This window comes from Cupriavidus taiwanensis LMG 19424 (genome assembly GCF_000069785.1).
GTDB lineage: Bacteria > Pseudomonadota > Gammaproteobacteria > Burkholderiales > Burkholderiaceae > Cupriavidus > Cupriavidus taiwanensis.
On sequence record NC_010528.1, the window covers coordinates 3,213,379 to 3,226,487 of the forward strand.

Annotated in this window: 12 protein-coding genes; 9 read left to right on the forward strand and 3 right to left on the reverse strand. The window is 68.6% G+C overall.

All coding sequences use genetic code 11. The annotated features are described in order from the left end of the window. The first annotated feature begins 86 nt into the window (after positions 1 to 86). The 3 genes from RALTA_RS14890 to RALTA_RS14900 are packed head-to-tail and all read left to right on the forward strand — an operon-like array spanning position 87 to position 2,590. Positions 87 to 890: an SDR family oxidoreductase gene (locus RALTA_RS14890; RefSeq protein ID WP_012354233.1), complete on the forward strand. Its 804-nt coding sequence runs from the start codon at positions 87 to 89 to the stop codon at positions 888 to 890. 52 nt (positions 891 to 942) lie between these two features. Continuing rightward, positions 943 to 1,722: an enoyl-CoA hydratase-related protein gene (locus RALTA_RS14895; RefSeq protein ID WP_012354234.1), complete on the forward strand. Its 780-nt coding sequence runs from the start codon at positions 943 to 945 to the stop codon at positions 1,720 to 1,722. 34 nt (positions 1,723 to 1,756) lie between these two features. After that, a complete protein-coding gene (locus RALTA_RS14900) occupies positions 1,757 to 2,590 on the forward strand; it encodes a crotonase/enoyl-CoA hydratase family protein (protein ID WP_012354235.1) in 834 nt (277 codons plus the stop codon). Between the two features lie 10 nt (positions 2,591 to 2,600). Here RALTA_RS14900 and RALTA_RS14905 read toward each other — a convergent pair whose 3' ends face one another. From RALTA_RS14905 to RALTA_RS14915, 3 genes are all read right to left on the reverse strand, one after another. Continuing rightward, positions 2,601 to 2,972 (reverse strand): DUF2784 domain-containing protein, encoded by a 372-nt coding sequence (locus RALTA_RS14905; protein WP_012354236.1) that lies wholly within the window; start codon positions 2,970 to 2,972, stop codon positions 2,601 to 2,603. Between the two features lie 17 nt (positions 2,973 to 2,989). After that, on the reverse strand, positions 2,990 to 3,910 hold the full coding sequence (locus RALTA_RS14910) for a LysR family transcriptional regulator (protein ID WP_025586057.1): 921 nt from the start codon (positions 3,908 to 3,910) through the stop codon (positions 2,990 to 2,992). A 142-nt stretch (positions 3,911 to 4,052) separates the two neighbouring features. Continuing rightward, positions 4,053 to 4,751, reverse strand: coding sequence for a hypothetical protein (locus RALTA_RS14915; RefSeq protein WP_012354238.1), 699 nt, complete (start codon positions 4,749 to 4,751; stop codon positions 4,053 to 4,055). 282 nt (positions 4,752 to 5,033) lie between these two features. On the opposite strand from RALTA_RS14915, the gene gcl reads away from it, so the two are divergent. The 6 genes from gcl (at position 5,034) to ypfJ (ending at position 12,809) form a co-directional block, all read left to right on the forward strand. Continuing rightward, on the forward strand, positions 5,034 to 6,818 hold the full coding sequence (gene gcl, locus RALTA_RS14920; protein WP_012354239.1) for a glyoxylate carboligase: 1,785 nt from the start codon (positions 5,034 to 5,036) through the stop codon (positions 6,816 to 6,818). 128 nt (positions 6,819 to 6,946) lie between these two features. Beyond that, positions 6,947 to 7,729 (forward strand): hydroxypyruvate isomerase, encoded by a 783-nt coding sequence (gene hyi / locus RALTA_RS14925; RefSeq protein ID WP_012354240.1) that lies wholly within the window; start codon positions 6,947 to 6,949, stop codon positions 7,727 to 7,729. Between the two features lie 68 nt (positions 7,730 to 7,797). After that, positions 7,798 to 8,718, forward strand: coding sequence for a 2-hydroxy-3-oxopropionate reductase (locus RALTA_RS14930; protein WP_012354241.1), 921 nt, complete (start codon positions 7,798 to 7,800; stop codon positions 8,716 to 8,718). 81 nt (positions 8,719 to 8,799) lie between these two features. After that, a complete protein-coding gene (locus tag RALTA_RS14935; RefSeq protein ID WP_012354242.1) occupies positions 8,800 to 10,122 on the forward strand; it encodes a glycerate kinase type-2 family protein in 1,323 nt (440 codons plus the stop codon). Positions 10,123 to 10,229: 107 nt separating this feature from the next. Beyond that, positions 10,230 to 11,693, forward strand: coding sequence for a pyruvate kinase (gene pyk / locus RALTA_RS14940; RefSeq protein WP_012354243.1), 1,464 nt, complete (start codon positions 10,230 to 10,232; stop codon positions 11,691 to 11,693). 246 nt (positions 11,694 to 11,939) lie between these two features. Then, entirely contained in the window at positions 11,940 to 12,809 is an 870-nt protein-coding gene (ypfJ, locus tag RALTA_RS14945) for a KPN_02809 family neutral zinc metallopeptidase (RefSeq protein ID WP_012354244.1), read from the forward strand. Positions 12,810 to 13,109 lie beyond the last annotated feature (300 nt).

The following is a 13,109-nucleotide window of genomic DNA, read 5'->3' on the forward strand; positions in this document are numbered from 1 at the left end:
CATCGCGCGATACCTGCCGTGCCGCCGCACTGCCGGCGCTAGCTCTCGCCTGAATCCCCTGCTTCCCGATCGAAAAAGGACTTCCCATGCCCAGCGCCTTCCGCCCCGACGCCTTTGCCGGCAAGACCGTATTCGTCGCCGGCGCCTCATCCGGCATCAACCTTGGCATCGCGCACGGCTTTGCGCGCGCCGGCGCCAGGTTGGCGCTGATCAGCCGCACCGCCGAGCGCATCCAGGCCGCTGCCGACACCATCACCGCGGCCGGCGGCACCGCCATCGGCATGGCTGCCGACGTGCGCGACTACGCCGCGGTCGAAGCGGCCTTTGTACGCGTGCAGGACGAACTGGGCCCGATCGACGTGGTCATCTCCGGCGCCGCCGGCAATTTCCTGGCGCCCGTGGTCGGCATGTCGGCCAACGCCTTCAAGACCGTGGTCGATATCGACCTGCTCGGCACCTTCAACGTGTTCCGCGCCAGCTTCGACCACCTCAACAAGCCGGGCGCGTCGCTGATCGCGATCACCGCGCCGCAGGCGGTCAACGCCATGATGTTCCAGGCCCATGCCTGCGCCGCCAAGGCCGGCATCAACATGCTGATCAAGTGCCTGGCGATGGAATGGGGCCCGGCCGGCGTGCGCGTGAACGGCATCTCCCCCGGCCCGATCGCCGACACCGAGGGCATGGCGCGGCTGGCCCCCACGCCCGAGATCGAGGCCCGCTACAAGGCGCGCCTGGCACTGCGCGACTACGGCACCAAGGACGACATCGCCGACGCCGCGATGTACCTGAGCAGCGACAACGCCCGCTACGTCACCGGCACCATCCTCGACTGCGACGGCGGCAGCAAGCTGGGCGACGCCTCGGCCGACGCGCTGAAGAAGCCGCAATAGACCGACATCGATACCCGCACCCGCAACGACCCAGAACACCAGGAGAACAACCATGACTTCAACCGTCCTCTACCAAGCCAGCGAAGGCGTGGCCACGCTGACCCTGAACCGCCCGGACGTGCTCAATGCACTGAACGCCGACATCCTGCGCGAACTGCGCGAGGCCGTGGACCGCGCCGCGGCCGACGCCGAGGTGCGCGCCGTGCTGCTGACCGGTGCCGGCCGCGGCTTCTGCGCCGGCGCCGACCTGGCCGCGCGCCAGGGTGGCGGCGTGTCCGATTCCGGCACGCTGCTGCGCGAGCGCTACCACCCCATCATCATGGCGCTGCGCGAGATGCCCAAGCCGGTCATCACCGCGGTCAACGGCGTGGCGGCCGGCGCCGGCATGAGTTTGGCGCTGGCGGGCGACGTGGTGCTGGCGGCGCGCTCGGCCAGTTTCCTGCAGGCGTTCTCCAAGATCGGCCTGATCCCGGATGCCGGCAGCACCTACTTCCTGCCGCGCTATGCGGGCGAGATGCGCGCCCGCGCGCTGGCCATCCTGGCCGAGAAGATCGACGCCGAAGAAGCCCACCGCATCGGCCTGGTGTGGAAGGTCCATGAGGACGCCGCGTTGCAGGACGAGGCCGGCAAGCTGGCCCGCCACCTGGCGAGCATGCCGACCATGGCCTACGCCATGATCAAGGAAGCGCTCAACCAGAGCTTCAGCAATGACCTTGCCGCGCAGCTCGAGGTGGAAGCCACGCTGCAGTCGCGCGCCAGCCGCACTGAAGACTGCAAGGAAGGCGTGGCGGCCTTCGTCGAGAAGCGCAAGCCGCAGTTCAAGGGCCGCTGAGCGCGGCGCCGCCCACTTTCCAAGGAGCCCTCGCATGAGCGCCAGCAACGAACGTATCCTCGTGACGATCGAAGGCGGCGTCGCCGACGTCCGCCTGAACCGCCCCGACAAAATGAACGCGCTCGACCAGGCCATGTTCGATGCCCTGATCGAGACCGGCGAACGGCTCGCGCGCCTGCCGGACCTGCGCGCGGTGGTGCTGTCCGGCGAAGGCCGCGCCTTCTGCGCCGGGCTGGACATGGGCCGCATGGCCGGCATGCTGGCGGACGATGCGGGTGCGTCGCAGCACGACAGCATCGGCGCGGGCCGGCTCGGCCAGCGCACCCACGGCATCTCCAATCGCCCGCAATACGCCTGCATGGTCTGGCGCGAGCTGCCGGTGCCGGTCTTTGCCGCCGTGCACGGCGTGGCCTTCGGCGGCGGCCTGCAGGTGGCGCTGGGCGCGGACGTGCGCTACGTCGCGCCAGACGCCAGGCTGTCGGTGATGGAGCTGAAGTGGGGACTGGTGCCGGACATGGCGGGCATGGTGCTGACGCGCGGGCTGGTGCGCCCCGATGTGCTGCGCGAGCTGATCTACAGTGCGCGCGTGCTCAGCGGCAGCGAGGCATGCGAGCTGGGGCTCGGCACCTGCCTGGCCGACGACCCGCACGCCGCGGCGCTGGCCGCCGCGCGCGAGGTCGCGCAGAAAAACCCGCACGCGATCCGCGCCGCCAAGCGGCTGATGGCGGTGGCCGAACGCGGCGACCACGCCGCCATCCTGCAGGCCGAGTCCGACGAGCAGGACCGGCTGGTGGGCTCGCCCAACCAGCGCGAGGCGGTGCTGGCCAACCTGGAGAAGCGCGTGCCGCGCTTCGTGCCGGCAGGCTGAAGCCAGCCGGTCAGTGGTGGCGCCGCCGCCGGTGCCACCACAGCGCATAGATGGCGACGTTCACCACCAGCACCACCAGGCCCAGCCACAGCTGCACCGTGGGCGTGAGCCCCGCCGGATAAATCAGCGGCAACAGGTAGCGCTCGACAAAGCCGCCGCTGTAGCCGGCCTGCCCGGCAGCCTGGCGCAGCGAGTTTTCCAGCGGCGTCAGCGGACAGATCCAGCCGGCCCATTCGATCAGCACGCCCCACACTGCCGCGGGCAGGTGCACCCATGCCGCACGCGGCCAGCGCAGTACCAGCAGGCCGCCCGCCACCACGAACACGATGAACAGCGCGTGCGCGACGACCACCAGGTCGGCCAGCCAGGCGGCGATGGGCATGGCGTCGCGCGGCGGCCTCAGTTGCCGCCCGCGGTGTCCATCCAGTAACCCGGGCGCGCGAACTGCGCCTTCAGGTGCTCGATGAAGAAGCGGATCTTGGCCGGCACCGGACGCTGCTGCGGGTACACCGCAAGGATGTCGTAGGCGGGCAGCGCGTATTCGTCCAGCACCGTGATCAGCTCGCCGCTCTCGAGCTGCGGCAGGATCTCCCAGGTGGAGCGCCAGCCCAGCCCCAGTCCCTCACCGGTCCAGCGGTGCAGCAGCTCGCCGTCGTTGCAGTCCAGGTTGCCGTTGACGCGCACGGTCACGGTCTTGCCGTTCTGGCTGAAGTACCAGCCGCGCTGCTGCCCGCCCTGCAGGTTGAACGCCAGGCAGTTGTGCTGGGCCAGGTCGTCCAGGGTCTGCGGCACGCCGTATTTGGCAAAGTACGCCGGCGTGCCGCACACCACGCGCTTGTTCGACGCCAGCTTGATCGCGACAAAGTTCGGGTCGATCGCACCGCCAATGCGGATGCCGACGTCATAGCCCTCGCGCACCAGGTCGACCACGCGGTCGGTCAGGTTGAACGAGATCTGCACCTCGGGATTGCTGGCCAGGAATGCCGGCGCGTGCGGCGCCACGTGCTTGCGCCCGAATGCCGCCGGCGCCGACACGATCAGGTGGCCGGTCGCCTTGTGCTTGCCTTCGGCAATCAGCATCTCGGCGCGGTCGAGGTCGGCCAGCGCCTTCTTGCACTGCTCCATGAACACCGCGCCCTGCTCGGTCACGGCGATGCGGCGCGTGGACCGGTGCAGCAGCTTGACGCCGATGCGGGCTTCGAGTGCGTTGATGCGGCGGCCGATCATCACCGGCGTGACGTTCTGCGTCAGTGCCGCGGCCGCCATGCTGCCGTGCTCCACCACGGCGATAAAGGCTTCGATTTGCTTGAGTTTGTCCATCGGATATTCGTCTCCCGGGCGCCATTGTGCGGCATCGCCGGGGTTGTGGCATCCCTGCGCGGCTGATGGACCGGATCGAGGCCGCCGCATAAGGGCAGCCGCCAGGCCCGGCCACGGGCATGCGGCGGCACCCGGTGCGCGGCTACGTTGAACCCGCGCCAGCCGTGCGCTTGCCTAGCTGCGCGTTCAGTTCGGCCGCCTCGCCCAGCACATGGGCCAGGCGCCGCAGCGGCCGGCTGCATTGCAGATGCAGGTACAGGTAGCCGGCGGCGCCGGTCACCAACATCACGCCGTAGAGCCACAGCAGCGTGCCGGCCAAGGCCTGCTGGCGCGGCAGCGCGGCCAGCACCGCGGCGGCCGGCGCCAGCGCCAGCAACACCGCCAGCGTGCGCGCGGCCCCCTCCCACAGCCGCAGCTGCAGCGCCACGCGCCGCTGGCGCGCCTGCAACTGCTGCGGCGGGATGCGCGCCAGCCGGCGCAGCAGCGCGTCTTCGGCGGCACTGTCGCGATCCAGCTCCGCGGCCTGCCATCGCAGCGGATGGCGCAGCCGCGCCAGCACCGTGCCGGCACGGGCCAGGACCGCACCGACATAGCACGCCGCCGCCAGGGCCAGCAGGGCCTCGAAGCCGCGCAGCGACCACACCGGCACGGCCTGCTTCAGCCCGAGACGCCAGGCTGCCAGGCCGGCCCCGCACAGCATCGTCGCGGCCAGCGCCGCGATAAAGCCCAGCCACAACGCGCGTCCGAGCCGGCTGTCCGGCCCGGGCGTGGGCGCCGGTGAGGCCGACGTGGAGGCCAGCGCTTCTAGCAGTTCGTAGGTGGACGGCAGCCTGGAATACATGGTCGGCCCGGATCGCTTGGAATCCCGCCATTTTGCCGCAGCGCGCCGCGGCCGCCCCGCCTCGTGCTGGCGTACCCGGTGCTGCGCGGCGTGGCCGTACCGTCACACCGCATACGGAATGACCGGCGTCCGTGTACCCGTGCAGACCATCCAACCGGGCTTTCCGGCCCTATTGCGTACCTCAGGTATCGAATCAACTGATCGCTCTTCTGTTTATCCCAACCGGGTTGCGGGAATAGGATCGACTCCAACGAAATTCCCACCATTACCGGAGACAAGATCATGGCAAAGATGAGAGCAATCGACGCGGCAATCGCCGTGCTGGAGAAGGAAGGCGTGACCACAGCGTTCGGCGTGCCGGGCGCGGCCATCAACCCGTTCTACTCGGCGATGCGCAAGTCGGGCAACATCAACCACGTGCTGGCCCGCCATGTCGAGGGCGCCTCGCACATGGCCGAAGGCTACACCCGTGCCGAACCCGGCAATATCGGCATCTGCGTTGGCACCTCGGGCCCCGCCGGCACCGACATGATCACCGGCCTGTACTCGGCCTGGGCGGACTCGATCCCCATCCTCTGCATCACCGGCCAGGCCCCGCGCGCCCGGCTGTACAAGGAAGACTTCCAGGCCGTCGACATCGAGTCGATCGCCAAGCCCGTGACCAAGTGGGCCGTGACCGTGCGCGAGCCGGCGCTGGTGCCGCAGGTGTTCCAGCAGGCGTTCCACATCATGCGCTCGGGCCGTCCGGGTCCGGTGCTGATCGACCTGCCGTTCGACGTGCAGGTCGCCGAGATCGAGTTCGATCCCGACACCTACCAGTCGCTGCAGCCGTACAAGCCGGCCGCCTCGCGCGCCCAGATCGAGAAGGCCATCGCCATGCTGAATGCGGCCGAGCGCCCGCTGATCGTCTGCGGCGGCGGCGTGATCAACGCCGACGCGTCCGACCTGCTGGTCGAGTTCGCCGAGCTGGTCAACGTGCCGGTGGTGCCGACGCTGATGGGCTGGGGCGTGCTGGCCGACGATCACCCGCTGCAAGCCGGCATGGTCGGCCTGCAGACCTCGCATCGCTACGGCAACGCCACGCTGCTGGCTTCGGACTTCGTGATGGGCATCGGCAACCGCTGGGCCAACCGCCACACCGGCAGCATCGATGTCTACACCAAGGGCCGCAAGTTCGTGCACGTCGATATCGAACCGACCCAGATCGGCCGCGTGTTCGGCCCGGACCTGGGCATCGTCTCCGACGCCAAGGCCGCGCTGGAGCTGTTCGTCGAAGTCGCCCGCGAAATGAAGATGGCCGGCCGCCTGCCGTGCCGCAAGAGCTGGGTCGCCGACGTGCAGAAGCGCCGCCGCACCATGCAGCGCAAGAGCGACTTCGACAACGTGCCGGTCAAGCCGCAGCGCGTGTACCGCGAGATGAACCAGTACTTCCCGCGCGACGTGCGCTACGTCAGCACCATCGGCCTGTCGCAGATCGCCGCGGCGCAGTTCCTGTCGGTCAACGAGCCGCGTCACTGGATCAACTGCGGCCAGGCCGGCCCGCTGGGCTGGACCATCCCCGCCGCGATCGGCGTGAAGACCGCTTCGCCGAACTCCGACGTGGTGGCGATCTCGGGCGACTACGACTTCCAGTTCATGATCGAAGAGCTGGCCGTGGCCGCGCAGTTCAAGGTGCCGTACATCCACGTGGTGGTGAACAACTCCTACCTCGGCCTGATCCGCCAGGCGCAGCGCAACTTCGAGATGGACTACTGCGTCCAGCTCGCGTTCGACAACGTCAACGCACCGGAGCTGAACGGCTATGGCGTGGACCACGTCAAGGTGGTCGAAGGCCTGGGCTGCAAGGCGATCCGCGTGTTCAAGCCGGAAGACATCGCCCCGGCCTTCGCCGAGGCGCGCGACCTGATGGCCGAGTTCTCGGTGCCGGTGGTGGTCGAGGTGATCCTGGAGCGCGTGACCAATATCGCGATGGGCACCGAGATCGACAACATCAACGAGTTCGAGCCGATCGAAGACCTCGAGGACATCGAGGAAGCAATCCTGAAAGAAGAAGTGGAAACGGCGTAAGACCCTTCCCGCCCCCTGCAGGACCAGACCGTCATCCCCGCGCAGGCGGGGATCCAGCGTCTTTGAAAGTCACTGGGTTCCCGCCTTCGCGGGAACGACAAGAAAAACCAAGTCACAGGAGATGACAAATGACCAAACTTGCGGCCAACCTCACCATGCTGTTCAACGAAGCCGGTTTTCTCGACCGCTTCGAAGCCGCTGCGCGCGCGGGCTTCCGCGGCGTGGAATTCCTGTTCCCCTATGCGTTCCATGCGGACCAGATCGCTGACCGCCTGAACCGTTTCCAGCTCGACCTGGTGCTGCACAACCTCCCGGCCGGCAAGTGGGACGCGGGCGAGCGCGGCATTGCCTGCCACCCGGACCGCGTCGGCGAGTTCCAGGACGGCGTGGGCGAGGCCATCAAGTACGCCAAGGTGCTGGGCGTACGCCAGCTGAACTGCCTGGTCGGCATCCTGCCGCAGAACGTCAAGCGCGAGCAGGCCCAGGAAACGCTGGTGGAGAACCTGCGCTTCGCCGCCGGCGCGCTGGCTGCCGAGCATATCGACCTGCTCATCGAGCCGATCAACACCTTCGACATCCCGGGCTTCTTCCTGTCGCGCACGCAGCAGGCGCTGGACCTGATCAACCAGGTCAACGCGCCCAACCTGTACGTGCAGTACGACATCTATCACATGCAGCGGATGGAGGGCGAGATCGCCAACACCATCAAGTCCAACCTGCCGAAGATCAAGCACATCCAGCTGGCCGACAACCCGGGCCGCAACGAGCCGGGCACGGGCGAGCTGAACTACCAGTACCTGTTCAAGTTCCTGGACGAGATCGGCTACACCGGCTGGATCGGCTGCGAATACAAGCCGAAGACCACCACCGAAGCCGGCCTGGGCTGGCGCGCCGCGCACGGCGTGCAGTAAGCCTGCGGTAACCCGCTAACACCTACGCGAACCCACACAGACTTAATCTCATTCAAGGAGACATCAACATGGCAAACCAACGCAACGTCGGCTTCATCGGCCTGGGCATCATGGGCGCACCGATGGCGGGCCACCTGCGCGCCGCCGGCCACACGCTGTTCGTGCATGACGTCAACCCGGCCCCGCAAGCGCTGGTCGATGCAGGCGTGACCGTCTGCACCAGCGCCGAGGAAGTCGCCAAGCGTGCCGACATCATCATCATCATGGTGCCGGACACGCCGCACGTGGAAGCGGTGCTGTTCAGCGAGAAGGGCGTGGCCGCCGCGTTCAAGGCGGCCGGCAAGGAAGCCAGCTACAGCAAGATCGTGGTCGACATGAGCTCGATCTCGCCGATCGCCACCAAGGACTTCGCCGCGCGCATCAACAAGCTGGGCGCTTCGTACCTGGACGCGCCGGTGTCGGGCGGTGAAGTGGGCGCCAAGGCCGCGTCGCTGACGATCATGGTTGGCGGCCCGCAGGAAGCCTTCGACCAGGTCAAGCCGCTGTTCGAGCTGATGGGCAAGAACATCACGCTGGTGGGCGGCAACGGCGACGGCCAGACCACCAAGGTGGCCAACCAGATCATCGTCGCGCTGAACATCCAGGCCGTGTCCGAAGCGCTGCTGTTCGCCTCCAAGGCCGGCGCCGATCCGGCCAAGGTGCGCGAGGCGCTGATGGGCGGCTTTGCCGCTTCCCGCATCCTCGAAGTGCACGGCGATCGCATGGTCAAGCGCACCTTCGATCCGGGCTTCCGCATCGAGCTGCACCAGAAGGACCTGAACCTGGCGCTGCAGGGTGCCAAGGCGCTGGGCGTGGCGCTGCCCAACACCGCGACCGCGCAGGAGCTGTTCAACACCTGCTCGGCCAATGGCCTGGGCAAGCAGGACCACTCGGCCCTGTGCCGCGCGATCGAGATCATGTCTAACCACCAGATCGCCAACGCCAAGTAAGCAGCAACCCCGTCGTCCCCGCCCTGCGGGGACGACTAGCTTTCGCAGTCAGCCAGTACCCCGTCAGCACCAGGATTCTTCATGCTCGCCACCGAACCCCAAGCCGCCCTGCTGTCGCCCCAGCGCACGGCAGCCCATCCCGGACAGCTCAATCCGCGCGCGCTGCTGCGCGACCTGTTCGATACCGCGGTCGCTTCCGTCAGCGCCAGCCATTGCCTGCCGCCGCACCTGCCCGCGCCGCCCAAGGGGCGCACCGTGGTGATCGGTGCCGGCAAGGCCGCCGCGGCGATGGCGCAGGCGGTGGAAGCGAACTGGCAAGGCGAGCTGTCGGGTCTGGTGGTGACGCGCTACGGCCACGGCGCCGACTGCAAGCGGATCGAAGTGGTCGAAGCCGCCCATCCCGTCCCCGATGAAGCCGGCGCGCGTGCCGCGCAGCGCATGGTCGAACTGGTGCAGGGGCTGACCGCCGACGACCTGGTGCTGTGCCTGATTTCCGGCGGCGGCTCCGCGCTGCTGGCCGCGCCCGCGCCGGGCCTGACGCTGGCCGACAAGCAAGCCGTGAACAAGGCGCTGCTCAAGAGCGGCGCCAGCATCGGCGAGATGAACTGCGTGCGCAAGCACCTGTCCGCGCTCAAGGGGGGACGCCTGGCGCTGCACTGCGCGCCGGCGCGCGTGGAAACGCTGCTGATTTCCGATATTCCCGGCGATGACCCGACCCTGATCGCCAGCGGCCCGACGCTGCCCGACGCGACCACCTGCGCCGATGCGCTGGCCGTGATCGCCAAGTACGGCATCGACGTGCCCGCCAACGTGCGCGCGCACCTGGAAAGCGGTGCCGGCGAAACGCCCAAGCCCGGCGACGCGCGCTTCAACGGCCACCGCAGCGTGACGCTGGCGACCGCGCAGCAGTCGCTGGAAGCGGCCGCGGCGCGCGCGCGAGAACTGGGCTTCGAGGCCCACATCCTGTCCGACTGCATCGAAGGCGAAGCGCGCGAAGTGGCCGAAGTGCATGCGGCCATCGCGCGCCAGGTCGCCCAGCGCGGCCAGCCTTTCAGCAAGCCGTGCGTGATCCTGTCCGGCGGCGAGACCACCGTGACCGTGCGCGGCAAGGGCCGTGGCGGGCGCAATGCGGAGTTCCTGCTGGCGCTGGCGGTGGGGCTCGATGGCCTGGCCGGCGTGCATGCGATTGCCGGCGATACCGATGGCATCGACGGTTCCGAAGACAACGCCGGTGCGCTGCTCTCGCCCGACACGCTGACCCGCGCCGCCGCGCGTGGGCTGAACGCGCGCGCGCATCTGGAAAACAACGATGGCTACGGCTTCTTTGCCGGCGTGGACGACCTGATCGTCACCGGCCCGACCCGTACCAACGTGAACGACTTCCGCGCCATTTTGATTACCTGATTTTTTGTCGTTCCCGCCTGCGCGGGAATGACAAGCAGCTGAGTACAGCAGTACCAATTGACTCGCGGCGCCGACGCGCCGCTACCGAGAATCGAAGAGGAGACATCATGAGACGCCAGCGCAAAGCGAAGATCGTGGCCACGCTCGGCCCCGCCAGCACCGACATCGCGGTGATCCGCGCGCTGTTCGAGGCCGGCGCGGACGTGTTCCGCCTGAACTTCAGCCACGGCACGCACGAGGACCACCGCGCGCGCTACGACGCGGTGCGCCAGGTCGAGGCCGAGACCGGTCGCCCCATCGCCGTGCTGGCCGACCTGCAGGGCCCCAAGCTGCGCATTGGCACCTTCGCCGCCGGCAAGGTCGCGGTGCGCACCGGCGATGTGTTCGTGCTCGACAGCGACCCGACCCCGGGCGACGGCACCCGCGTCTACCTGCCGCACCCGGAGCTGTTCCAGGCCGCGCAGCCCGGCCAGTCGCTGCTGATCGACGACGGCAAGGTGCGCCTGGCGATCGAGTCGGTGACCACCGGCACCATTACCACGCGCGTCGCCAACAACGGCTCGCTGTCCGACCGCAAGGGCGTGAACGTGCCCGACGCGGTGATCCCCATCCCCGCGCTGACCGAGAAGGACCGCAAGGACCTGGACTTCGCGCTGTCGCTTGGCGCCGACTGGATCGGCCTGTCGTTCGTGCAGCGCCCGTCCGACATCGTCGAGGCGCGCGAGATCGTCGGCACCCGTGCCGGCATCCTGTCCAAGATCGAGAAGCCGGCAGCGCTGCAGCAGCTGGAAGAGATCGTGCGGGTGTCCGATTCGGTGATGGTGGCGCGCGGCGACCTCGGCGTGGAACTGCCGCCCGAGCGCGTGCCCGGCGTGCAGAAGCGCATCCTGCGCGTGTGCCGCCAGCTGGGCAAGCCGGTGGTGATCGCCACGCAGATGCTCGAATCGATGATCGACTCGCCGGTGCCGACGCGTGCCGAAGCCTCGGACGTGGCCAGCGCGATCTATGAAGGTGCCGATGCCGTGATGCTGTCGGCCGAGTCGGCCAACGGCCGCTACCCGGTGCAGGCGGTCTCGATGATGAACCGCATCGTCACCGAGGTCGAGCGCGACCCGCTGTACCGCAACCTGCTCGACGCCCAGCACGAGACCCCGCTGAACACGCGCCAGGATGCCATTTGCGCCGCGCTGCGCGAAGTCACACACATCATCGGCGCCGCGGCGACGGTGACCTATACCTCGTCGGGCTCGACCGCGCTGCGCGCCGCGCGCGAGCGGCCGTGCGCGCCGATCGTCAGCATCACGCCCAACCTGGACATTGCGCGCCGGCTGGCGATCGCCTGGGGCATCCACTCCACCGTGAGCCCGGACGTGCAGAGCGTCGACGAAATGGTCGAAGCCGCCACGCGCGCCGCGGTCGCCGAAGGCTATGCCGCGCCGGGTGACCAGATCACCATCGCCGCCGGCATGCCGTTCGGCCAGGGCGGCACCACCAACCTGCTGCGCGTGGCCGAAGTCAGCGCCAGCGTGGTGGCTGCCGCGCCTGCCGCACGCGAGGCCGCACTGGCCTGAGCGCGCGCCCGCGCGTTCCCGCTGCGGAACGACCACGCCATGACGGAACCGGGTGCAAACCCGGTTTCTTCGCTTTGCCGCACACCGCCCGCATTGCCCGTCTCCAGGGCGAGTGGGCGGTGTTTTTTTTGGCGTGCCGGCGCGTGCGTCCGCCGGCCCGGCGCGGCGCCACGACCAGCACCGAAGCGGGGATTGCTATACTGGATTCCACTTCCCCTGCCCTCTTTGCCAAGCCCCGGAGCCCCCATGCGCCTAGACGACGAAGCCGAAAGCCAGCACGTTGAAGACCGCCGCGGCGGATTCGGCGGTCTTGGCGGCAAGTCGATCGGCATCGGTACGGTCATCATCGCGCTGGCGGCGTCGTATTTCTTCGGCATCGATCCGATGCTGATCATGCAGGGCGCGTCGGTGCTGCAGGGCTCCGGCCCGCCGCAGCAACAGCAGCAGGCCAACCGGCCGCCGGCAACGGACCAGATGACGGTCTTTACGCGCAGGGTGCTGGGCAATACCGAGCGCACCTGGCAACACATCTTCGAGACGCAGCTCAACCGCCGCTATGCGCCGCCGACGCTGGTGCTGTTCTCCGGCGCCACGCCGACGGCGTGCGGCACCGGCCAGTCGGCGATGGGTCCGTTCTACTGCCCCGGCGACCAGAAGGTCTATATCGACCTCGCCTTCTATGACGAATTGCGCCAGCGCTTCGGCGCCGGCGGCGACTTTGCCCAGGCCTATGTGATCGCGCACGAGATCGGCCACCATGTGCAGAACCTGCTCGGCGTTTCGGACAAGGTCGACAACGCGCGCCGGCGCATGGGCCAGGCGCAGGCCAACCAGCTGTCCGTGCGCATGGAGCTGCAGGCCGACTGCCTCGCCGGGGTGTGGGCCGCTACCGCGCAGCGCGCCAACCAGCAGCTGCTGGAACCCGGCGATATCGAAGAAGGCTTGAAGGCCGCCGCCGCGATCGGCGACGACCGGCTGCAGCGGCAGTCCCAGGGCTATGTCGTACCGGAAGCGTTCACCCACGGCTCCAGCGAGCAGCGCGTGCGCTGGCTGCGCCGCGGCATCGAGTCCGGCGACATCCGCAAGTGCGACGCCTTCGCCGCGCGCGACCTGTAGTTCCCGGCCTCATCCCAACCTTGGTGGGGGCCGACAATGTGACGTTTGCGTTGTCCCGGCCGGCTTCCCTGTCTATAATCGCCGGCAAGGCCGCAGTATGACGGCCGGTCGCCGGCGTCGATCCTCACCGGTCTTCCCCGCCGCAGCGCCGGGTCCCTTCCCCGCCGGACCCCCGTACCACCGGTACGCGCCATTGCCGCAGTCGTTGCGGCGTCTCCGCACCCAAGCCGTTCCGTTCCAACCGCACCGGAGCCACGGCGATCTTCACTTGCCGTGCGCCCGTGCCAGCCCTGACCTGAC